The 23,068-nt window shown below is 43.9% G+C and carries 23 protein-coding genes; 14 read left to right on the plus strand and 9 right to left on the minus strand.

Going from position 1 to position 23,068, the window contains the following annotated elements:
- Positions 1-4 precede the first annotated feature (4 nt).
- The 9 genes from rlmH (at position 5) to VTAP4600_RS06750 (ending at position 8,389) form a co-directional block, all read left to right on the plus strand.
- On the plus strand, positions 5-475 hold the full coding sequence (gene rlmH, locus VTAP4600_RS06710) for a 23S rRNA (pseudouridine(1915)-N(3))-methyltransferase RlmH (RefSeq protein ID WP_102522081.1): 471 nt from the start codon (positions 5-7) through the stop codon (positions 473-475).
- A gap of 6 nt (positions 476-481) precedes the next feature.
- A complete protein-coding gene (gene mrdA, locus VTAP4600_RS06715) occupies positions 482-2,371 on the plus strand; it encodes a penicillin-binding protein 2 (RefSeq protein ID WP_102522082.1) in 1,890 nt (629 codons plus the stop codon).
- Entirely contained in the window at positions 2,368-3,486 is a 1,119-nt protein-coding gene (gene rodA / locus VTAP4600_RS06720; RefSeq protein WP_102522083.1) for a rod shape-determining protein RodA, read from the plus strand. The genes mrdA and rodA overlap by 4 nt, the downstream gene beginning before the upstream one ends.
- A 4-nt stretch (positions 3,487-3,490) precedes the next feature.
- Positions 3,491-4,285 carry a septal ring lytic transglycosylase RlpA family protein gene (locus VTAP4600_RS06725; protein WP_102522084.1) on the plus strand — a complete coding sequence of 265 codons (795 nt, stop codon included), beginning with the start codon at positions 3,491-3,493 and terminating at the stop codon, positions 4,283-4,285.
- Between the two features lie 115 nt (positions 4,286-4,400).
- Positions 4,401-5,579, plus strand: a complete 1,179-nt coding sequence (locus VTAP4600_RS06730) for a serine hydrolase (protein WP_102522085.1) — start codon at positions 4,401-4,403, stop codon at positions 5,577-5,579.
- 118 nt (positions 5,580-5,697) lie between these two features.
- Entirely contained in the window at positions 5,698-5,976 is a 279-nt protein-coding gene (gene ybeD, locus VTAP4600_RS06735) for a DUF493 family protein YbeD (RefSeq protein WP_102523926.1), read from the plus strand.
- Between the two features lie 261 nt (positions 5,977-6,237).
- Complete coding sequence (lipB, locus tag VTAP4600_RS06740) at positions 6,238-6,897, plus strand: lipoyl(octanoyl) transferase LipB (RefSeq protein ID WP_102522086.1); 660 nt, start codon at positions 6,238-6,240, stop codon at positions 6,895-6,897.
- Entirely contained in the window at positions 6,894-7,859 is a 966-nt protein-coding gene (gene lipA / locus VTAP4600_RS06745; protein WP_102522087.1) for a lipoyl synthase, read from the plus strand. The genes lipB and lipA overlap by 4 nt, the downstream gene beginning before the upstream one ends.
- A 203-nt stretch (positions 7,860-8,062) precedes the next feature.
- Positions 8,063-8,389: a hypothetical protein gene (locus VTAP4600_RS06750; RefSeq protein ID WP_102522088.1), complete on the plus strand. Its 327-nt coding sequence runs from the start codon at positions 8,063-8,065 to the stop codon at positions 8,387-8,389.
- 446 nt (positions 8,390-8,835) lie between these two features.
- Here the strand turns inward: VTAP4600_RS06750 and VTAP4600_RS06755 are convergent, their stop codons facing one another.
- The 3 genes from VTAP4600_RS06755 to VTAP4600_RS06765 form a co-directional block, all read right to left on the minus strand.
- Positions 8,836-9,378, minus strand: coding sequence for a tetratricopeptide repeat protein (locus tag VTAP4600_RS06755; RefSeq protein ID WP_102522089.1), 543 nt, complete (start codon positions 9,376-9,378; stop codon positions 8,836-8,838).
- Between the two features lie 4 nt (positions 9,379-9,382).
- Complete coding sequence (locus VTAP4600_RS06760) at positions 9,383-10,150, minus strand: hypothetical protein (protein WP_102522090.1); 768 nt, start codon at positions 10,148-10,150, stop codon at positions 9,383-9,385.
- A gap of 393 nt (positions 10,151-10,543) precedes the next feature.
- A complete protein-coding gene (locus VTAP4600_RS06765) occupies positions 10,544-11,551 on the minus strand; it encodes an AraC family transcriptional regulator (protein WP_172443086.1) in 1,008 nt (335 codons plus the stop codon).
- A 118-nt stretch (positions 11,552-11,669) separates the two neighbouring features.
- On the opposite strand from VTAP4600_RS06765, the gene VTAP4600_RS06770 reads away from it, so the two are divergent.
- The gene (locus VTAP4600_RS06770; RefSeq protein ID WP_102522092.1) at positions 11,670-11,996 is read left to right on the plus strand and encodes an MFS transporter; all 327 of its coding nucleotides are present in this window, start codon (positions 11,670-11,672) and stop codon (positions 11,994-11,996) included.
- Positions 11,990-13,213: an HlyD family secretion protein gene (locus VTAP4600_RS06775; protein WP_102522093.1), complete on the plus strand. Its 1,224-nt coding sequence runs from the start codon at positions 11,990-11,992 to the stop codon at positions 13,211-13,213. The genes VTAP4600_RS06770 and VTAP4600_RS06775 overlap by 7 nt, the downstream gene beginning before the upstream one ends.
- Positions 13,214-13,290: 77 nt before the next feature.
- On the opposite strand, the gene glyA is transcribed toward VTAP4600_RS06775, so the two are convergent.
- The gene (glyA, locus tag VTAP4600_RS06780) at positions 13,291-14,541 is read right to left on the minus strand and encodes a serine hydroxymethyltransferase (RefSeq protein WP_102522094.1); all 1,251 of its coding nucleotides are present in this window, start codon (positions 14,539-14,541) and stop codon (positions 13,291-13,293) included.
- A gap of 346 nt (positions 14,542-14,887) precedes the next feature.
- Here glyA and VTAP4600_RS06785 point away from each other — a divergent pair, with 346 nt between their 5' ends.
- Positions 14,888-15,487 (plus strand): YitT family protein, encoded by a 600-nt coding sequence (locus tag VTAP4600_RS06785; protein WP_102523927.1) that lies wholly within the window; start codon positions 14,888-14,890, stop codon positions 15,485-15,487.
- Between the two features lie 154 nt (positions 15,488-15,641).
- Here the strand turns inward: VTAP4600_RS06785 and treC are convergent, their stop codons facing one another.
- The 5 genes from treC to gmhB form a co-directional block, all read right to left on the minus strand.
- Positions 15,642-17,321: an alpha,alpha-phosphotrehalase gene (gene treC / locus VTAP4600_RS06790; RefSeq protein ID WP_102522095.1), complete on the minus strand. Its 1,680-nt coding sequence runs from the start codon at positions 17,319-17,321 to the stop codon at positions 15,642-15,644.
- Positions 17,322-17,433: 112 nt separating this feature from the next.
- A complete protein-coding gene (gene treB, locus VTAP4600_RS06795) occupies positions 17,434-18,858 on the minus strand; it encodes a PTS trehalose transporter subunit IIBC (protein ID WP_102522096.1) in 1,425 nt (474 codons plus the stop codon).
- Between the two features lie 178 nt (positions 18,859-19,036).
- Positions 19,037-19,981 (minus strand): trehalose operon repressor TreR, encoded by a 945-nt coding sequence (gene treR / locus VTAP4600_RS06800; RefSeq protein WP_102522097.1) that lies wholly within the window; start codon positions 19,979-19,981, stop codon positions 19,037-19,039.
- Positions 19,982-20,031: 50 nt separating this feature from the next.
- Positions 20,032-20,397 carry an MliC family protein gene (locus VTAP4600_RS06805; protein WP_172443087.1) on the minus strand — a complete coding sequence of 122 codons (366 nt, stop codon included), beginning with the start codon at positions 20,395-20,397 and terminating at the stop codon, positions 20,032-20,034.
- Between the two features lie 26 nt (positions 20,398-20,423).
- Complete coding sequence (gmhB, locus tag VTAP4600_RS06810) at positions 20,424-20,978, minus strand: D-glycero-beta-D-manno-heptose 1,7-bisphosphate 7-phosphatase (RefSeq protein ID WP_102522099.1); 555 nt, start codon at positions 20,976-20,978, stop codon at positions 20,424-20,426.
- A gap of 292 nt (positions 20,979-21,270) precedes the next feature.
- Here gmhB and metN point away from each other — a divergent pair, with 292 nt between their 5' ends.
- Positions 21,271-22,305, plus strand: coding sequence for a methionine ABC transporter ATP-binding protein MetN (gene metN / locus VTAP4600_RS06815; RefSeq protein ID WP_102522100.1), 1,035 nt, complete (start codon positions 21,271-21,273; stop codon positions 22,303-22,305).
- Positions 22,295-22,972 (plus strand): methionine ABC transporter permease, encoded by a 678-nt coding sequence (locus VTAP4600_RS06820; RefSeq protein WP_102522101.1) that lies wholly within the window; start codon positions 22,295-22,297, stop codon positions 22,970-22,972. The genes metN and VTAP4600_RS06820 overlap by 11 nt, the downstream gene beginning before the upstream one ends.
- Positions 22,973-23,068 lie beyond the last annotated feature (96 nt).

Consider the following 23,068-nt stretch of genomic DNA (forward strand, 5'->3'; position numbering starts at 1 on the left):
TTCGTTGAAGATTCAACTGATCGCTGTTGGCACAAAAATGCCTAAATGGGTGGAAGAAGGCTTTAAAGAATATCGCCGTCGCTTCCCTCATGATATGCCTTTGGAACTGATTGAAATCACCGCAGGAAAACGCGGTAAAAATGCAGACATCGCTCGTATCTTGCAAAAAGAAGGCGAAGCCATGCTAGCGGCAGTCCCAAAAGGCAATCGCATTGTTTCTCTTGATATTCCAGGTAAGCCTTGGAACACAGAGCAGCTTGCGCAGCAATTAGAGAATTGGAAACTCGACGCACGTGATGTGTCGATTCTCATCGGTGGTCCTGAAGGGCTAGCACCAGCATGCAAAGCTGCGGCTGAGCAAAGCTGGTCACTTTCACCATTAACACTTCCCCACCCATTGGTGCGAGTTGTTATGGCAGAAAGTTTATACCGAGCGTGGAGCATAACCGCGAACCATCCTTATCACCGAGAATAGAACTCCATGAGACGCATGCGCACCCAAATCCGAGATTACCATGCCGAGTCCGCGCTTTTTTCTCGTCGAGCCATTGTCGCATTTGTCGGCATTGTCACTTTGATGGGGGTGTTGCTGCTCAATCTCTATAACATTCAGGTTAACCAGTACCAAGACTACAAGACTCGCTCAAACGATAACCGAATCAAGGTGGTGCCAATCGCACCTAACCGCGGTTTGATTTATGACCGAAATGGTATATTACTGGCCGAAAACCGCCCTATTTTCAGCCTTGAACTGACTCCTGAAAAAATCGACGATATTGACGATACTGTCGCTCGTTTGCAGACCTTTTTAGAGATCTCCCCCGCTAGGGTCGACGCTTTTAACAAAGAGCGACGACGCACAAGACGATTCAAATCGATCCCTTTATTAACTCAATTAACCGAACAGCAAGTCGCTCTATTCGCGGTTAATCAGCATGAGTTTAAAGGGGTTGAAGTCTCCGCTATTTTGAAACGAAACTACCCATTTGGCGCTTCATTAACCCATGTAATTGGTTATGTTTCTCGTATCAATGACCGAGATTTGAACCGTTTAACACTAGAAGACAAAGCGGCAAATTATCAGGCAACTCGCGATATTGGTAAAATTGGTATTGAACGATTTTATGAGGATGTGCTTCATGGCACCGCAGGCTATCAAGAAGTTGAAGTCAACAGCCGTGGCCGCGTAATACGAACGCTAAAATATGTTCCGCCAATACCAGGACAAGATATCGTTCTGAATTTAGACATCAATTTACAAGATTTTATCTACGGATTACTTGATGGCCGACGTGGCTCTGCCATTGTCTTGGATCCATCAGATAATGGCGTACTTGCTATGGTATCTAGCCCTAGCTACAACCCGAACTCATTCGTACATGGTATTTCAAGTAAAGATTACCGTGCGCTGCTAGAAAACAAAGACCGTCCATTGGTGAACCGGTCGACATTAGGAATTTATCCGCCAGCGTCAACAATCAAGCCATTTATGGCGGTTGCGGCTTTGGAAGAAAAAGTGATCACACCTAATACCACTCGAAACGATCCTGGATACTGGAAAATCCCTAATTCAAAAACAAAACCATTCCGAGATTGGCTACGTTGGGGCCATGGTAAAGTCGATATTACTAAATCTATTGAAGAGTCCGTAGACACCTTCTTCTATCAAATCGCTTATGATATGGGCATTGACCGTATATCTGAATGGATGATGCTATTTGGTTTCGGTGACTATACCGGCATCGATATTCGAGAAGAAAGCAAAGCAAATATGCCAACTCGTGAATGGAAAATGGGCCGCCACCGTCAACCTTGGTATCAAGGAGACACCATCCCTGTCGGGATTGGACAAGGTTACTGGACATCAACACCAATGCAGCTTGCAAAAGCGACGTCGGTTTTGGTGAATAGAGGTAAGGTCATGGCTCCGCATTTACTGCGTGCAACAATCGACAAATCTGTCGAGCCCTATAACCGAATAATGGCACCTATTGAAACTTACCCACCCATTGAAGGGGTTCCTGATAAATACTGGGATATCGCCCTTAACGGCATGAAACTGGTTAACCATGGCAAGCGAGGCACAGCAAGAAGAGCCTTCTATAAAACCGCTTACCTAACCGGAGGCAAATCCGGCACCGCGCAGGTCTTCGGCTTAAAAGAAGATCAAGAATATAATGCAGACGAACTAGCGGAACATCTACGCGATCATGCTCTTTATACCGGTTTCGCCCCATGGGATGCACCCGAGCTTATTGTGACCATAGTATTAGAAAATGCCGGCGGTGGTTCGTCGCAAGGTGGCCCAGTGGTAAGAAAAATATTTGATCATGTACTGCTTAACAAAAAAGACGGTGAGAAAGCACAATGAAATTAAACCCCACGGGTCAAAGCCGTAGCTTTTTTGAGCGCCTGCACATCGACTTACCCATGTTACTCGGTATTTTGCTGTTAATGGCCTTTGGCCTCGTCATTATGTACAGTGCCAGCGGACAAAGCTTAGCCATGATGGATCGTCAAGCAATGCGTATGGCGCTTTCTTTGGTCGTCATGTTTGTATTAGCTCAGATCCCACCTCGCACTTATGAAGCACTAGCGCCATTATTGTTTGTTTCTGGGGCACTATTGCTTCTGGGTGTATTGTTTTTTGGTGAATCCTCAAAGGGAGCACAGCGCTGGCTAAACCTAGGTTTTATTCGCTTCCAACCATCAGAGTTACTCAAATTGGCCGTGCCGTTAATGGTCGCTCGCTACATAGGTAAGCAAGCACTTCCACCAACAATTCGAACCTTATTCGCTTCTCTACTCATGGTCTTTATTCCGACCATTTTAATTGCGAAACAACCGGATCTTGGCACGTCTATTCTGATTGCCGCTTCAGGGATCTTTGTTATATTTTTAGCAGGAATAAGCTGGAAGATTATCGGCGCTGCCGCCGTAGCTGTTGGTGCTTTTATTCCTGTACTTTGGTTCTTCCTGATGCGGGAATACCAAAAAGTGCGAGTGAAAACCCTATTTAACCCAGAGTCTGATCCACTCGGCGCGGGTTACCATATCATTCAAAGCAAAATTGCTATCGGCTCTGGAGGCATGTCTGGAAAAGGCTGGCTTCACGGAACCCAGTCTCAATTGGAATTTTTGCCAGAACGCCACACTGACTTCATCTTCGCCGTTATCGCAGAAGAATGGGGAATGATCGGCGTCATCGCTCTACTCAGTATCTATTTGTTTATTATTGGCCGTGGGCTCATTCTTGCCAGTAAAGCCCAAACCGCATTTGGCCGCATGATGGCGGGAAGTGTTGTTTTGAGCTTCTTTGTCTATATTTTTGTAAATATTGGCATGGTGAGTGGTATTTTGCCTGTGGTAGGCGTTCCCCTACCTCTAATTAGTTATGGCGGTACATCAATGGTGACACTCATGGCTGGCTTTGGCATTTTAATGTCGATTCATACACACAGAAAAATGCTCTCTAAGGCGACCTAATATCATGTTCAAAAAGATTCTCCTGCTCGCTATAGCGATCGTAATCCCTTCCATTTTGGCAGGTTGTTCTAGCTCTGATAAAGGCCGCTACACCATCGATGATGACTTAGCCCCAGCCAAGCCGATTGCCGTTGAGCATTTGGAAGACGCACACCCTAAGTATGAGCCGATCAGCTTAGGCGGTAACAAAGATTACACGTTGCGCGGTAAATCTTACCAAATAGTGAAGCAGCCAAAAGATTTCAAACAACAAGGCATATCGTCTTGGTATGGCAAGAAGTTCCATGGCCACTTAACGTCGAACGGCGAAATTTATGATATGTATTCAATGTCGGCGGCCCATAAAACACTGCCTATCCCGAGTTATGTTAAAGTCACCAACAAAGACAATAACAAAACGACGATAGTAAGAATCAACGACCGCGGGCCGTTTCATGAAGGACGCATTATTGATTTAAGCTACGCTGCGGCTTATAAATTGGACGTCCTAAAAACAGGCACTGCCAACGTAGAGATCGAATACATCTCGGTCGAAAAACCAAGCAAGACACCAATCAATAATAAGCATCAGTTTATTATTCAGTTTGCAGCGTCAAAAGATGGAGAAAAAGCGCGAACTTTAGCTCAAGAAATGGGTCAAAGACTATCAGTCAAAAGTTTTACCCAAGCAGACAAGTCAGTACATCGAATATTTCTTGGGCCCTTTGATGACGTAGATTTGACAAAAGCTACGTTAATCCAAGTACAATCGGAAGGTTATCCCTCCGCTTTTATCAAGCGCTTTAGAGCACAATCTTGACATGGAATGTGACAATAACAATTTCAATTTCGCTCTAACATTCTGACTTAGCCGATTGATTCTGCTAAGATATGGACAGTTTAGCTTCAAAAATTACATAACGATTATTAAACCAATGAAAAAATCATACTTAAAAACTTTGCTCATTGCCTCAGCTACCGTAACTGCTAGCTTGGCACCTTATGCTCATTCAGCACCAATTGTTGTCCCTGATGCTCCAGAGATCGCGGCAAAGGGTTACGTGTTGATGGATTTCAACTCAGGTAAAGTACTTGCTCAAAAGGAAATGAACACACGTCTTTCCCCTGCAAGTCTAACCAAAATGATGACAAGTTATGTTATCGGCCAAGAACTTGATCGCGGCAACATTGCCCTTAGCGATAAAGTCGTGGTAAGCAAAAATGCTTGGGCGAAAAACTTCCCTGACTCATCAAAAATGTTCATTGAAGTCGGCACAACCGTCACAGTTGAGGATCTCAACCGCGGTATCATCATTCAATCTGGCAACGATGCAACGGTAGCGATGGCAGAACACGTTGCAGGCTCAGAAGACGCATTCGTCGATCTAATGAACGCTTGGGCTAAATCTATTGGTATGGACGATAGCCACTTTGCTAACGTACACGGCTTAGATAACAACGAATTATATTCGACTCCTTACGATATGGCACTGCTTGGACAAGCACTTATTCGCGATGTCCCTGAAGAGTACCGTATCTACGCTGAAAAACAGTTTACCTACAACGGCATCACTCAATACAACCGTAACGGCTTGCTTTGGGATAAAAGCATGAACGTAGACGGCATTAAAACTGGCCACACAAATAACGCCGGTTACAGCCTGGTTAGTTCTGCCACTCAAGGCAAAATGCGCTTAGTTGCTGCGGTTATGGGCACAAAAAATACGAATGCTCGTAAAGCAGAAAGCAAAAAATTACTGAACTACGGATTCCGCTTTTTTGAAACAGTTTCTCCTCATAAAGCGGGTGAAACGTTTGTAAGCGAAAAAATCTGGATGGGCGAAAGCGACACAGTCGCGCTTGGCGTAGCTGAAGATACGTACGTAACACTTCCTCGCGGCCAAGCTAAAAACATGAGCGCGAACTTTGTGTTAGATACTGAACTGCAAGCTCCGATTAGCCAAGGTGACGTAGTAGGCCGTTTGTTCTACCAAGTAGACGGTGAAGACATCGCTGAATACCCGCTTCTAGCACTAGAAAGTGTTGATGAAGGCAGCTTATTTAGCCGTTTAATTGATTACATTGTGCTGCTGTTCAAGAGCTGGTTTAGCTAAAAAACGGTTTGCATAATACTGATAAAAGCCGCCTAGTGCGGCTTTTGTTGTTCTTGAGATCCTGTGCGAATGGCAGTACTATTCCGCACCGAAAATAACCAAATTGGAGTATTCCATCATTATGAACATCAACTCTGATGCAAAACTGAAAGATCTACTTGAGTTCCCTTGTCAGTTTACTTACAAGGTATTGGGCTATGCTAAGCCAGAACTACCAGAGTTGGTTCTTGCGGTTATTCAACGTCACGCGCCGGGTGATTACAGCCCAAGCGTTAAGCCAAGCGGCAAAGGCACGTACAATTCTGTGTCTGTGAGCATTACTGCGACGTCTATTGAACAAGTAGAAACCCTATATAAAGAATTGGGTGAAATTGACATCGTTCGAATGGTGCTTTAATCACAGCCACTTCAACGTGAAGAGACAGTGTGCAAAGTAACTATGTTAAAACAGCGACGATGAGTCGCTGTTTTTGTCTCTGAGCACCATCAAGTAAACAATCTGATCATCTCGATTCCGTTTTCTTTTAAAGTCTTTCAAACGGTTAGATTTAATTTGTTTAAGATGTAACAACTTTGTCCGTTTATTGGTAGTTAGTTGTGCCAAACAAGTTTATAATCCTTTTACTTTATATACTCTGAAACACCTGAGGGTCTATCTTTGTCTAGCGTCCAAGATCAGTTAGTCGTAAAAAAACTCGGTCGACAAGACTACCAACCAGTATGGCAAGCCATGCACGAGTTTACAGATACTCGTGACGACGAAACCGTCGATCAAGTTTGGTTAGTTGAACACAACCCTGTATTTACTCAAGGACAAGCGGGTAAAGCCGAACACCTACTCAATACTGGTGATATCCCCGTAGTGCAAAGTGACCGAGGTGGTCAAGTTACCTATCATGGCCCCGGGCAGTTAGTTGCGTACTTTTTAATAAACTTACGCCGTAAGAAAATGGGTGTTCGCGAATTAGTCACGCACATCGAAAACACGGTCATTGGGTCATTAAACCATTATGATATTCACTCCGCAGCACGACCAGATGCTCCGGGGGTTTACGTTGACAACAAGAAGATCTGTTCCTTGGGTTTGCGCATTCGTAAAGGCTGCTCATTTCACGGTCTCGCCCTCAACGTAAATATGGATTTATCCCCGTTCCTACGCATTAACCCATGTGGTTATCAAGGAATGGAAATGATTCAGGTCAGCGATTTAGTGAGCTCTATCGAGCTGGCTGACATTGAAACATCATTAGTTCAAGAGCTTGTTTCTATACTCGATTACAAGCAGGTCGACATTATTACAGAAAGCGGACAATCATGAGCAAACCTATCCAGATGGAAAAAGGCGTCAAATATCGTGACGCTGACAAAATGGCATTAATTCCCGTCAAGAACATGCCTACAGAGCAAAAAGAAGTGTTACGTAAACCTGACTGGATGAAGATCAAATTACCTTCAGATAGCCACCGCATTCAAGAAATCAAATCTGCGATGCGTAAAAACAACCTTCACTCTGTGTGTGAAGAAGCTTCTTGCCCTAACCTTGCTGAGTGCTTTAACCACGGCACAGCAACGTTCATGATTTTGGGTGCTATCTGTACGCGCCGTTGTCCGTTCTGTGATGTTGCCCATGGTCGCCCAATGGCTGCCAATGCGGAAGAGCCAAAGCAACTAGCAAAAACCATCTCTGATATGAAGCTTAAGTACGTGGTCATCACTTCCGTTGACCGTGATGACTTAAGAGATGGTGGTGCACAACACTTCGCAGACTGTAACCGTGAAATTCGTGAACAGAACCCGAACATCCGCATCGAAACCCTTGTTCCTGATTTCCGCGGCCGTATGGACGTTGCGCTAGAGTTATTAAAAGACAATCCGCCAGATGTATTTAACCACAACCTAGAAACGGCCCCTCGCCTTTACCGTAAAGCGCGCCCAGGAGCTAACTACAAGTGGTCATTAAACCTGCTTAAGAAATTTAAAGAACAACACCCAGACGTACCGACCAAATCGGGCGTAATGATGGGCCTTGGTGAAACCAAAGAAGAAATCGTTCAAGTACTAAAAGACTTACGCGAACATGGCGTATCGATGCTTACCCTAGGTCAATACTTAGCACCAAGTCGCCATCACCTTCCGGTAGAGCGTTATGTACCACCATCTGAATTTGATGAGCTAAAAGAGATCGCCCTAGAGCTAGGCTTTACTCATGCGGCATGTGGCCCATTTGTACGTTCGTCTTACCACGCTGATCTTCAAGCGAAAGGCGAAGAAGTTAAGTAAGCAACTGATTAATAACGCCTCAGACTCAGCTCTGAGGCGTTTTTTTATGTCTAAATTTTACTCAACACGTTTAGTACGTTAAACTGGAAAGAGATTAATTTACACTAAGTTGATAGACAAGCAGGTCAAACAGTTTAATATCGCACCTAATGCCAGTTTGGTCTTCAACTTAACATCAATAGAAATTGGATTGGATATTACCCATGAAATTATTTGCAGCAGCGGCACTTTTTGCATTCACTTTAACGGGCTGTGCATCAGCTCCGAGTCAACAAGACAACTACATGGATGCTTCGTTTGAGCTTTGTAATACTGAAGTAAAAGTCTACTCCACCAGCGACGACGGCCGTGTTCGTATCGTTTGTGCTGACGGTTCAAAGTTCGCTCTTCGTAGCGCTGAAACTCTAGAAATCATGCGTGACATCAACGCAGACTACTGCAGCGGTGAAGGCCTGTCTAAATTCAACGAAAGTACTCGTTACTATCAGTTCCGTTGTAAGTCTGGTGAAACTATCAGCATTAATAAGTAATTAAGGCTGGTCGCGAGCTCCCAGCTAGGCTTTAGGCGGCAGGACGCTTCGCTTTAAGGTTAAAAAGAGAGCAACAGAACCGTATGGGTCTGTTGCTCTCTTTTTATGTAAGGCTAGAAAGCGCGCGATGAGTTCGACGAATCTAAGCCGATGCATTCATCAAGTAGATTCCTAACAAGTTAAAGGGGCGCGTCATCTCGGAATTGAGGAACGAAATGTCCGAGAGCTACTCACCTCGTGTAAAGCCTACCTACTAGTTTCTTCACTTTGAAGCGACCGCCTTAAAGTTGTATGAACGAATTCAGGCATGTCTTCCATACGGAGGCATAGCTAAAGCACTTTAGGACAGAAGTGTGCTAGCCCCATAAGCTCTAACCCACTAGAATTGGATTAGTGGACCTTTCGGTGCCTGTTCCTTCAATTCCGAATAGATGAATTAAGTTCATCTATTTTAGCTGCTGCCAATAAGCAGAAAGACTTTCAACGTACTGCATTTCATCTATGCCCGTGTCATTCGAGTCTTCTTTAAGAAAACTCAGTAACATCTCTGCACCTGACTCACCGTTCTCTAGCGCTTTCTCTAGCCAGTATGCCGATAGGATTCTATTCTCCGGAATGCCACAGCCATCATCATATAGGCATGTTCCAAGGTAAAACTGAGCACTTACTAAGCCACCTTCAGCGGCTTCTGTCACAAGCCTAAATCCTTTCTTGAGGTCTGATACTTCTGACTCTCTAAGTAAAATAAAGCCCAAAAGTTCTTTCGCATGATTATCACCACGAGTAGCCGCGACTTCAAGCTTGGACTGTGCGCCTTTAATATCACCCTGTTCATAAAGCACATTTGCTTCACGATATAACTGCGAAGCGGAAACACTAGACGTACTTTTTGGCTCTTGCTTATTGCCTTCCATTTCAGCAACTATTGAGTTGCTTTCGTTGCAAGCCACTAGTAAAAATACCAATATAAGTAAGATGAAATCCTTCATTTATTCACCACACACATTTGATAAATAGGATAGCTGTAGAGTAAGACTCATCGGTTTCACCGTGTACTATCGAAAATTTTGTATCTACTCGTTTTCTTGCACTCACCTCACATAAACTGCTAATTTTTTCTCTTAAATAAGCGTGAGATTCAAAACCAGACTCATCTGCACTTGGAATCAGGTGGTCTAACGTGACTTGTGATAATTGAGGGGCTTTTCCGTACTCCCTTTCTACTTTTAGATATTTTATATTTACAATCAAAACGCAACCAGAAGACTCAGGGTTTGAGATTTTAACTCTCTTAGCTAATGCCTTAACATTTTGGCGGACAATATCATAAAGCAACATGGCACGACCTTTCTGCAATACTATGCCCACAGCCATAGCTCTTCCCCCTTTAATCTTCATTGCATTGGACAGTGATGTTGATGGCTGTATAGGAGCAACACTAGGATAACGCTTAGACGGGAGCACCCCTTTATTTTTCCAGTGCGCCCTATCCGTAACCATTGTTGCTTTTACATTTACACTTCGATCAATTTTCTCTTTAAGTTGTTGAAGTCTTTTTTCACCAGTTAGATCGTTTGGGAGCTTTCTAAGTGGCCCCGCAAGTGAAGAGTCCTTGATGGAAGATGCAGGAATAGACTCCACGGCAGTATCACTTCGCAGCTCAATACAAGAGTTAAATAACTTATTTGCTGGAAACATATAGTTTATATAATCTGAAGATAGTGGCACTTCACGGTTATGTGTCAAAATTGAAAGATACATTTAGCTCTCCAAAAAAGAGAATATTATGAACCTAATTGACTATATGCCACATACATTATTGATACTTTTTGAGCGTACCTTTCACCCCTTTTCTAGCGACTGCATTATTTTTCGTAAAATATTGAAGAGATATCTCACTTTCTAATACTTGACCGTAAAGGCTTTTTAAATTGGCTCCCCCAGAGTAGTGGGCACTTAGAGCCTTTCATCGTCGAAACACTGAAAGTAATGCGTGACATCAACGAAAATTACTGGCGTCACTTCCGAGCGTGGGAACGATATGGCAGCGCTATATTTTGAACTAGCAACTCTAGGTGCCTGTCCCTTCAAGCAAAGGTTGCTACTATCAGCGAGTGTGGTCGGTGGTTATCAGAACTCTACTTGATGAGTGCGCTAAAAAACATCATGAAAATGCCGGATGTATTGTTTAGGCGTTAGGCCTCGGTGTTTTTTGAACATGCGATTAAAACTGGCTACGTTGGTATAACCTAACCGAACAGCAACCTGATCGACTTCGATCCCTTTGCTGAGTAAATCAACCGCGACATTACTCATCACATAGCCGCATACGGTCGAAAAATTAAGCCCTAGGCTATGTAATCGGCGTTGAAATTGCTGCTCCGACAAGCCCAGTAAGCTGGATACCGAAGACAAGGTTGGTAAACCAAAGTAGCGGCTATAGTTAACCATTTCATAGATCACTTTTAGCTCATCTTCTGGTTCTGGCATGTTCAATATCTCATCCAGCTCTGTAAAATTCATCGCCAAACGTTTATTTGAAATTTGACGAGACTGCTTGGTTGCCAGCCTTAAGTCAGAATGAATCCATACCTCGGTTCTTGAATGACTCCATCCAATGTCGCAGCCAAAAAATGCCTTGTACGCTTGCTCATTTTTACATACACCAGAAATCATAACCCGTTGAGGCGCGAAGTCTGCGCCTAGGTATTCGCGCAGTACTTTCGTCATGAATATTGCTACACGCACACTATCGTGTACTTTGACTTGTGGCGAGAAATTGGGGTTGTTATAAGTCCACTTAATAATAGAACCAACTTGAGCGCCAGCCATAAACGCGCCAGACTGTAAGCTCCCGACACCATAGTTAATCCGCCGAATGGTGGAAGCCAAATCGTAGCCCGAGAACAACCAGCGCCCAATGGCTCCCATGCTTTCTATATCCAGGATCTGTGCCAATTCAAGGATGATGTCTGGGTTAGCCGTCTGTTGTACTAAAAGGCTAAACCAGTCGTTCACTTCATCAATTGGGATCAAGTTCATCGGGTTAAGAAATACCGATTCTGGTATACCTAATTGATTGATGTCTATCCCATACCGTTTTACCGCTAGCTCACCGATATTAACAATTGCTATCGCACGCATGAAATGAACACTCTTCACAACAATCACCTTACCAATTACATCAATATAACCTCAATATTTAAGTAATCTGTCATATTGAATCTATTTATTCAATTCTAAATCACAATAAGTTCATCTTAATCATCAGGAGTATTGAATGAGCTTACTTAGTGTCCCGTTTGTAGGAACTGGCGCCGATACTGCGCTGCATGTTGTCGCGGCAGTGATCCTAATCGCTACAATTGGCGCAGCAGCATATGGTTTCTGGAAACTGCATGAACTACCAATCAACAAAGCGCACAGTAAAGATCATCATCAAATAGGATTGATTACTGCCCTCACATGGATTGGTTTCATTTGGCACTGGGTATGGGTATTGGCCGTTATTCTCGCGTTTGTTGATATGGAAAAGGCCATCATCAACCTTAGAGACACATGGCGCCATACACCCGTGACAATCAAACAAGAGGAACCAAAATGTTAGAAGGCTTAGCAGTATGGTCACTATTTATTTACCTATTACGAATGGTCGGTATGCCATGGAATAAAGCGACTAAGTCGTTCGCTTATCTGGGCGGAACGTCATGGCTGCTATTCGTTTGGGTTGGGCTTATTAATTTTACCCCGATGGACTTGTCGGGAGGCTCGGTCGTTCAGTCGCCTCATATTCAGCTGCGTCCCGATTCTAGCAATGTGACTGGAAAGGTAGAGCGTATTTACGTTAAGCCTAATCAAGATGTGACAAAAGGCCAGTTGATTTATGAGCTTGACGACACCCGCTATCAAATCGCCTTAAATCAAGCCACGGTGAAAAGAGAGGCAGCAGAAGTCGCACTGGATGTTGCCAAAGAAGACATCGCTATCTCTAAAGCGGCTTACCAATCACTATTGCAAGACCTAGAGACATCTAAGAGCCAATTAATGGCAGCAAGAGTCGACTACGATCTGCAAAACAAAATGCTTATACGCTACAACGAACAAAACAGAGTGGTAAAAAACACCATTACCGCCAGCGACATTGATAAGCAAACCAGCAGTGTTGAAATGGCAAAACAAAACATGAATGTGATCAACTCTCAAATTAAGAAAAAACACGTTGATGCCGATAAAGCCAAGCTGGCCATAACCAAAGCAGAGCTTGCGGTAAAAAGCAGGCACGCCGACTTACGTACCATTGATGAACAAATAGCGCAAACGCAGTGGGATTTAGACAGTACTAAGGTATACGCACCCGCTGACGGCTTTGTTACCAATTTCATTTTGCGTGAAGGACAAAGGGTATCGATGATGCCTCGCTTACAAATGTACACTAACGAAAAATACGTCTTGATGCGCGTAAATCATCAAGCAATCCGAAATGTAAAACCCGGCCAAGCAGCAGAGTTTGCCTCATCGGTTTATCCCGGAAAGGTATTTGCAGCAGAAGTAGAAGGAATTGTTGAAGCAACGGGAGAAGCACAAGGCAACTTACTTGGTTTTGACGACTCTGTACGTGCGACAACCGGGAAAAACTTACAGAACAAGCACCACTTTGTGCGCCTCAAAGTAGCAGAAAGTGACGGCTACGACTTACCGGTAGGTTCGGTTGGGTTAGCGTGGGTAAGCGGAGAAAAGCCAGTTGGATTCATGGCATTTCTTGATGTCATTCGAGGCATCATCTTACGAATGAAGTCCCAACTTTACTTCTTCTATTCGATTTAGAAACAAAAAAAGAGCAAGGGAACCAAACGGTCTCTTGCTCTTATCGTTTCTAGCTTCTCGCCTTCAGCCTATCAAGCTTAAGCGTATACAGGTAGACGCTTACAAATTTCTAGAACTTTGGCTTTTGTAGCTTCGATAACAGACTCATCGCCTAGGTTATCAAGGATGTCACACACCCAGCCAGCAAGTGCTTTTGAATCTTCTTCTGAGAAACCACGACGAGTGATTGAAGGAGAACCAACACGGATACCAGAAGTAACAAACGGGCTACGAGGATCGTTTGGTACTGAGTTTTTGTTCACTGTGATGTTTGCAGAACCAAGTACAGCATCCGCTTCTTTACCTGTGATGTCTTTGTCGATTAGGTCAACAAGGAACAGGTGGTTCTCGGTAGAACCTGAAACGATGTTGTAACCGCGAGCCAGGAATTCAGCAACCATTGCTTTTGCGTTAGCAACGACGCGAGTTTGGTATTCTTTAAACTCTGGCTCTAGCGCTTCTTTGAACGCTACGGCTTTACCCGCGATAACGTGCATTAGAGGGCCGCCTTGGCCGCCAGGGAATACCGCTGAGTTTAGCTTCTTGTAAAGATCTTCGCCTTCGTTAGAAAGGATAAGACCGCCACGTGGACCAGCTAATGTTTTATGCGTCGTTGTAGTAACAACGTGCGCATGAGGAACTGGGTTCGGGTATACGCCTGCAGCGATAAGACCAGCAACGTGTGCCATGTCTACGAAGAAGTAAGCGCCAACTTTGTCTGCGATTTCACGCATGCGCGCCCAATCACAAATTTGAGAGTAAGCAGAGAAACCACCAATGATCATCTTAGGCTTATGTTCTACTGCTAGTGCTTCCATTTCTTCGTAATCGATCTGGCCAGCTTCATCAATACCGTAAGGAATGATGTTGTAAAGCTTACCAGAGAAGTTTACTGGAGAACCGTGAGTTAGGTGACCACCGTGAGCAAGGCTCATACCTAATACAGTATCGCCTGCGTTTAGCAGCGCCATGTAAACCGCATTATTCGCTTGAGAACCAGAGTGAGGCTGCACGTTTGCATACTGTGCGCCAAATAGCTCACATGCACGCTCGATTGCTAGCGTTTCTACTTTATCAACAAACTCACAACCGCCGTAGTAACGCTTACCAGGGTAACCTTCTGCGTACTTGTTCGTTAGTTGAGAACCTTGAGCTTCCATTACACGTGGGCTGGTGTAGTTTTCTGAAGCAATTAGCTCAATATGCTCTTCTTGGCGAAGAGTTTCTTCCTGGATTGCGGTAAAGAGGTCCGCATCATAATCAGCGATGTTCATGTCACGCTTTAGCATCTGTATCTCCTGACTCAGATAATCTCAAAGTTTCAAAAAAACCACACAACGACCAAAAGCAAACGTTTTCGTCACCGTATTAATTGCCGATATTCTACATAATTTGATCTATGTCATAAAGTGTAAATTACACTTTCTTTATGTAAATATCTCATGATCGACATTAGTCCTTATCACGATCAAGGGCAATATGGTTAACTTATCACCGATAAGTGTCAACCACCAGCTTTACACTGTGTAAAACTTCAGTTACACGCCTTTGCGTCATTTTTACCTTTGTAGCTACCGAAAACATAAACTTTTCTCTACTATTCACGCCTCTAATGGCTAGATAACTATAAAAATGATGGAAAAACACTCAAGTAAAGAAGATTGGATTGCTATTTTAACCGGCACGTTTGTTGTTGCTCAGGGCGTATTCTTTCTACAGTCTTCACATTTATTAACCGGTGGTACTACCGGCCTTGCGCTTTTATTGACTCAGTTTGTGCCATTAAGCTTCGGTATGATCTATTTCATCGCTAACTGCCCATTTTATCTATTGGCTTGGCGTCGCTTTGGGCCTCGATTCGCCTTTAATAGTGCAATATCTGGTGCGCTTGTTTCAATTTTCACCGACAACTTACATCATGTAATTAGTGTGGATGCGATCAACGATGTGTACTGCGCTATCGTTGGGGGATTGTTAATGGGATTGGGCATGCTTATTTTATTTAGGCATCGTTCGAGTTTGGGTGGGTTTAACGTATTATGTTTAGTTATTCAAGATAAGACCGGCTTCTCGGTCGGTAAGAGTCAGATGATCATTGATGCATTAATTCTTGTGACTTCTTTCTTCTTCGTATCAATAGAAGTGATCGCTGTCTCCGTGTTAGGTGCGGTAATGCTCAACCTCGTGTTAGCGATGAACCACAAGCCGACACGCTACACGGTTAAATACAGCTAACACGACCACCATCCCCTTTTAGATGTAAAAAAGGCTTTGGAGATAACTCCAAAGCCACATTCTGTAACGACTAAGTTTTGCTTTATATGAAAGCCACTATTGGGGGTTGCCTGCCAATTTCAATTGACTCCTTAGCAAGTGGCCTATATGAAAATTAGTGCTCAATAAGAAAAATACGCGTCTCATACGGTTTAAGAACTTGTTTAGCCATCACTGAAGTATTTTCAATATCTGAATAGTTACCTAATAGATAGCGGCCTTTTTCCACATCCTCCCTTACAGGCAACGTCACCTCAACTTCATTGCCATAGTAGTTGTTTACGCACACCAAGGTTTGTTTTTCTGATTGGCGCTGGTATGCAAAAACACTCGAGTGATTAGGCAGTAAATCCAGATAATCACCTGTCGTTATCACCTCAACCTCTTTGCGCATCTTTATTAATTTCTGATAAAAATAGTAAACAGAGTCGATATTTGCTACCGCTTGTTGCGCATTGATTTGCAGATAGTTCCCGGCAACTTGAAGCCAAGGTGTTCCCTGTGTAAATCCAGCATGTAAAGAGTCATCCCATTGCATCGGGGCACGAGAGTTATCACGAGACTTTTGTGCCAATATGGCGAGCATGTCAGCTTCGGCAACGCCTTGTTGCTTCACCATGATGTCGTACATGTTAGTACTTTCTACATCTTGGTACTGATCAATGCTGGTATAGCCCGGATTGGTCATTCCGATCTCTTCACCTTGATAGATGTAGGGCGTGCCTTGCATCATATGTACTGACGCAGCCAACATTTTAGCGGACTCGACACGGTAGCGTTTATCATCTCCCAAGCGACTAACAATGCGTGGCTGGTCGTGGTTACACCAAAACAGTGCCCCCCACCCCTTACCATTCAACCCGGTTTGCCAATGATTAAAGATCTCTTTTAATTGTAAGAAATCAAACGGCGCATTGGTCCACTTGTCTCCGTTGGTATAGTCGACTTTCAAATGATGGAAGTTAAACACCATAGACAGCTCTTTGTTATTGTTAGCGGAATACTGCTGACAATGCTCAAGCGTTGTAGAAGACATCTCGCCAACCGTCACGCTGCCGTATTTTTGGAACACCGCTTCACTGATTTCTTGCAAATATTCATGCACACGTGGGCCGTCAGTATAGAAACGGCGACCATCACCAATTTCATCGCTAGGAAAGTCTTGCTGCTTGGAAATTAAATTGATGACATCTAAACGGAAGCCATCAACGCCTTTTTCCGCCCAAAACCTGATCACCTCTTTGACTTCAGCGCGAACTTTTGGATTTTCCCAATTTAAGTCGGCTTGTTCTTTTGCAAATAGGTGCAAAAAGTACTGATTGGTTTCACGGTCTAACTCCCAAGCGCTGCCACCAAATTTGGACTGCCAGTTATTCGGTACTTCATCATCTACTGGATCTTTCCAAATATAGTAGTCTCGGTACGGGCTGTTTTTGTCCCCCAAAGCCGACTGAAACCAGTGGTGATGAGTTGAAGTATGATTCACCACGATATCCATAATAATACGAATGCCACGTTGGTGAGCTTGTGCCAACAACTGCTCTAAGTCTGCCATTGTGCCAAACTCAGGATTCACCGAGTAATAATCTGAGATATCATAGCCATTATCAATCATCGGAGATTGGTAAACAGGAGTAAGCCAAATTGCATCCACACCCAGCTTTTTTAGATAATCGAGCTTAGAAATGATCCCTTTTATATCGCCCGTTCCACGACTTCCACTGTCACAAAAACTTTTAGGGTAAATTTGATAGATAGACGCTGTGCGCCACCAGTCTTGTTGTACTGCCACCATTCCAAAGCTCACTTACTTAACGATGTAAAAATAGAAAATCTGAATTGAGTGGCCGTGAAAATCTACGTTAACAACGGCCATTTAAAGTACTTATGTATATAAACTCGATACGTTAGGCACTAACTGCAGTCAGTTCGCCTTTACCTTGAGCTCGTTTGTACATGAACAAAGTCAGAGCAGCAGGAACGACAATCGCGACAGCCATCGCTATTAAATATACTGACCAGTATTGAGGTTGAATGGATAGAATGCCTGGCAAGCCACCGACACCGATACCATTCGCCATCACACCCGCACTACCACAAATTGCCGCAGCAATCGCAGAACCAATCATGGCGCTCAACATTGGGAATTTGTACTTCAAGTTAATGCCGTACATCGCAGGTTCCGTAACACCAAGGTAAGCAGAGATAGCGGCAGGGACTGAAATATCACGCTCACCATTTTTACGGCTAATAATAATAATGCCGACAACCGCAGACGCTTGTGCAATATTGGACAATGCAATCAAAGGCCAGATTGGCGTACCACCCATTTCTTGCATCAATTGCAAATCAACGGCATTGGTCGTGTGGTGCACACCGGTGATAACCAGTGGGGCATAAAGAAAGCCAAATACCATTGCGCCGATGACAGCAAAGTCACCCGTCATCGCCGCTTTTGCCGCGAATGCAACGCCATCACCAATAATTCGACCAAATGGGCCAATTAATGCGTGCGCCAAAATCACAGAAAGAATGATAGAAACAAACGGCACCACGACTAAATACAAGTAAGCAGGCACAATGCGTTTCAAGTTGGTTTCAATGAACGCCAGAGCAACACCGGCTAACATGGCAGGAATGACTTGAGCTTGGTAACCCACCTTTTCAATGACAAACCAACCAAAGTCCCAAACTTGCGGAATTTCCTTACCAATGGCGTAAGCATTCATCAGTTGTGGGGAAACCAAGGTCACACCTAAGGTGATACCCAGAATTGGCGTCCCTCCAAGTTTTTTAACGGTCGCCCAGCAAACACCAACAGGTAAGAAGAAAAAGATTGCTTCGCCGATTAACCATAAGAAAGAGTGGACCGTTGCCCAAAACTGACTGATTTGCGTAAGAGTTTGGCCATCAAACATTTTGATGTCGCCAATAACGTTACGAAAGCCAAGGATCAGACCACCAGTAATAATGGCAGGCAGCAGAGGTACGAAGATTTCAGCCAGATGTGAAATACCGCGCTCTAGAATATTCATATTCTGACGAGCCGCCAGTTTCGCGTCGTCTTTACTGGTCTCACTTTTACCAGCTTGTTTGATCAGTTCTTTGTAAACATCGTCGACTTCCGTTCCGATCACAACTTGGAACTGGCCCGCATTGGTGAAACAGCCCTTAACCAAAGGCAAAGCTTCCAACGCTTTTGGATCAGCGGCATCGGTATCATTTAACACAAAGCGTAATCGTGTAAGGCAATGACTGACGCTGGCAATATTGTCGTTACCTCCGACTAGCTCTATAAGACGGGAAACGTCTTGGCTTGAAATCCTACTCATATTATTGTCCACCCTATTGGAGTTCAGTTTGTCTTTCTTATAAATGGGACCGTTCCCATTAATTGAGGTGATAATGCCAAATCAAGCCAAACAATAAAATGGGAACATTCCCATTAATTGAACATGATCACACAAAAAGTGTAGAAAACTTAGTCAACACTGTCGTCAAATTTGGCCGTTATATCACAGGTTTTTGGGTAATATGTTGGACGCTACACTGACCGGAGAGTTGTTGTATCAGCAAGGTTGCTGCTTTCTCTCCAGCTTGATGATAACCAGGATCGATACTAAATATATTTGGGAAGAGAAAAGATAATAATGGATTTCCGCCAACGCCTGTTACTCGAACTTCAGTTCTTCCTAGCTCTTGTAAGCGTTTGATCACACCCAAAGCTAGCGTGTCACTCGCACAAACAACAGCTTGTGTTTCGTCGGTCAAAACTTGATCTAATAAGGTATAGGCACTTTCATGACTCAACTCACCCGTCACCGCCTGGGAGTTAACCTTGTTACGTTCACACCATTCAAGATAAGCCAAAAGACGTAGTCGTCCTGTTGTGGTATCACTTTGGTCGACACCTACGTAAGCAATATCGTGTAAACCCTGCCCCCTCAAATGCTCCAATGCGTTATTTATCAGCGCTTGATTATCATAATTAATCGATGAGACATTTTCGGTATCCATTGCGACAACGACCATTCGTTGCTGCCAACTCTCTAACTTAACAACATCGCAGCCCGTGAAACCAAAGACCACCACGCCATCTACATTACGCCTCTTCAAAACGTCCAGATGCTCGTTTGTTTTGACGCTGTCAAACTGACTTTCCATGATGACAACATCGTATCCAGCGCCATACAACGTCGCTAGCATTGCGCTAACAACTCTATTTTCTGACGCTGAATCCAAACGAGAAATGATGACCCCAACCACTTTCTGGCTGCCTCCTCTCATCGACTGGGCCGACTTCGAAGGCACGTAACCATGAGCATCAATCACCTGCTCTACTTTCAAACGAGTTTCAGGTTTTACCTTCGGATCATTGGTTAATACCCTTGATACGGTAGATTTCCCAACGCCTGAAAGCTTTGCAATATCAACAATGGTCAGTTTTTTGCTCATAGGTAATGTTATCTTTTATTCGTTGGCTGCGGGCTGAGTTGTATGGGCGACTAAAACATCGTGTTGTTAGAAGGGGCGTCGATGTTATTCATTGGCACAACTAAATTACACATTTGTATAGGGTAGCCGCTGAGTTTAATGCTCGCTTGCTCACCTTTAAACCACATCTTTACTTGCTCATCATGGGTTCGGTATTTCTCACCAGAAGCGCTAACGGTGCGGTTCAACACATAGTACTTTCCTAACATTTCCGCGTGGATTTTTGTGTCACTGCGATCGCTCACCACAACGTCGTAGTGATCGCTGCAGCGATAAACTTGGTCGACAATTTCGGGTTGAGAAATACATCCACTCAACGCTCCTAAAACCACGACCGAAAAAACACTGCGTGGCAACAATCGTTTAGTTAAAGCCATTTTTAAAGACATCATTCACCAATTTGTTATCGCGCCGCTAAGTAAGCAGGAGCATTCGCGATGCTATCAACCACAACCGTTGCTAGAGACTCACCTATTTCAGTGATCGGTTTGCCAGTTCGTACTAATATTTTCGTACCAACACCCGCAGCATCAGCCGCCATCATATCTTCGGCTTTATCACCAATCATCACCGACTTTGCCATATCAATATCAAGAAACTCTTGCGCTGAAAGGAACATGCCCGGCTTTGGCTTACGGCAATCACAGTCTTGCTTATATTTACCTACACCATGCTCAGGATGGTGAGGGCAGTAATAAATACCGTCAAGCTCAACGCCATTGTCTGCAAAATTCCAATCCATCCACTGTGTTAAAGATAAGAATCGGTCTTCGCTAAACATGCCTCGGGCAATACCCGATTGATTCGTCACAAGTACTAACATGAACCCCATGTCTTGAAATTTCTTAGCCGCTTCAAACACGCCTTCTACATATTCAAAATCATGCTCATCATGCACATAACCATGATCGACGTTAATTACGCCATCACGGTCCAAAAACACTGCAGGTTTAGCCAAAATGCTACCCTCATTAACTGGTTATATCGCAAATTATTACACGCTTTATATCGGTTAGCACTATTCAATTACCTTTTAGACGTCTAGACGTAAAAATACCTATTGACTTAAAAATGTGAAAGCCATAGCATCAACTAACAATTGAGAGCAAGGTCAACATTTTCTGCTGAATTGCTAGCCAACCAGCTCAAACATACACTGTTCGGTAACCGATTTATCGAATAAACAACAGTAAATTGGCCATATTACGTCGTCATGTTGATTACAGCCAACTCTGCACAGGTTTCGAAGAATGATTGAAATTAATCAAGTAAATAAGGTTTTCTATCAAGGCACTAAGGAAATAGTTGCCCTGAAAGATATCGACCTTACCATACCTCAAGGGACGATTTTTGGTGTCATTGGTTCGTCTGGCGCAGGTAAAAGTACACTGATTCGCTGCGTAAATATGTTGGAAGCCCCAACATCCGGTGAAGTCATCGTTGATGGTGTGGATCTCACCAAGCTCTCTAAATCAGATTTAAGTAAAACTCGCCGTAACATCGGCATGATTTTCCAGCATTTCAATCTGCTTTCTTCTCGCACGGTATTTGACAACGTTGCATTGCCACTTGAGTTAGCGGACGCAAGCAAAGACAAAATCGAAACCAAGGTGTCTGAGTTATTGTCTTTAGTTGGTCTTTCTGACAAACGTGATACCTACCCTGCTAATTTAAGCGGCGGTCAAAAACAGCGTGTCGCGATTGCACGTGCATTAGCGTCTGATCCTAAAGTACTGCTTTGCGATGAAGCGACGAGCGCACTTGACCCTGCAACGACTCAATCGATTTTAGAACTGCTTAAGCAAATCAACCGTAAGCTCAACATCACCATGCTCCTTATCACCCATGAAATGGATGTGGTTAAAAGCATCTGTCATCAAGTGGCCATTATTGGTGACGGTGAATTAGTAGAAAAAGGCACGGTTGGCGATATTTTTGCACACCCTAAAACAGAATTGGCTCATCAGTTTATTCGTTCAACCTTAGATCTTTCGATTCCAGAAGATTACCAGATTCGTCTAAAGAAAAAGCGTGTTGAAGGCAGCTATCCATTAGTTCGTTTGGAATTCACAGGCGCGACAGTAGATGCCCCTCTGGTGACGCAGATAGCTCGAAAATTCAATATTGATGTCAGTATTTTAAGCTCGGATCTTGATTACGCTGGTGGCGTAAAATTCGGCATGATGGTCGCGGAACTGTTCGGGACTGAACAAGACGACATCGCCGCTATCGAATTCCTACGTGAAAACAACGTAAAAGTAGAGGTACTTGGTTATGTCCTTTAATACTGTAACGCAGTGGCTAAGCCTAAATGGCAACTTGTTACTTGACGCAACGTGGGAAACCTTATACATGGTTGCGGTTGCTGGCATTGTCGGTTTTGCTGTTGGTATCCCTCTTGGTGTGATTCTTCATACCACCAAGAAAGGCGGATTACTTGAAAACACCAAACTCAACGCGATTTTGGGTGCCATCGTTAACATTGGTCGTTCTGTGCCGTTCTTAGTGCTCATGGTAGCGATTATTCCAGTGACTAAGCTGTTGATCGGCACATTCATCGGAACAACCGCAGCGATTGTTCCGTTAACCATCGGTGCTATTCCGTTTGTTGCCCGTTTGATTGAAAGCGCATTACTCGAAGTACCGTCAGGTCTTGTGGAAGCGGCGCAATCTATGGGGGCTACACCGACGCAAATTATTACTAAAGTACTGCTTCCGGAAGCCCTGCCAACCATCATCAACACAGTGACCATCACTTTGGTTACTTTGGTGAGCTACTCAGCAATGGCGGGGACCGTCGGCGGCGGTGGTCTTGGTGATGTTGCCATTCGATATGGCTTCCACCGGTACGACGTAACCATTATGGCTGTTACGGTAGTGATGCTCATTGTACTAGTACAAATTATTCAATCTATTGGTGACACGCTGGTTCGTAAAGTTGACCACCGATAGAAGATAGAGGTTGGTAGCAAGAAGCGAATGACTTCTATCGATTGACCTCTAACAACAAGATTAGTCAGAAACCTAATAAAAAATATAAATTGGATT

The organism is Vibrio tapetis subsp. tapetis (genome assembly GCF_900233005.1).
In the GTDB taxonomy this organism is placed as follows: Bacteria; Pseudomonadota; Gammaproteobacteria; order Enterobacterales; family Vibrionaceae; genus Vibrio; species Vibrio tapetis.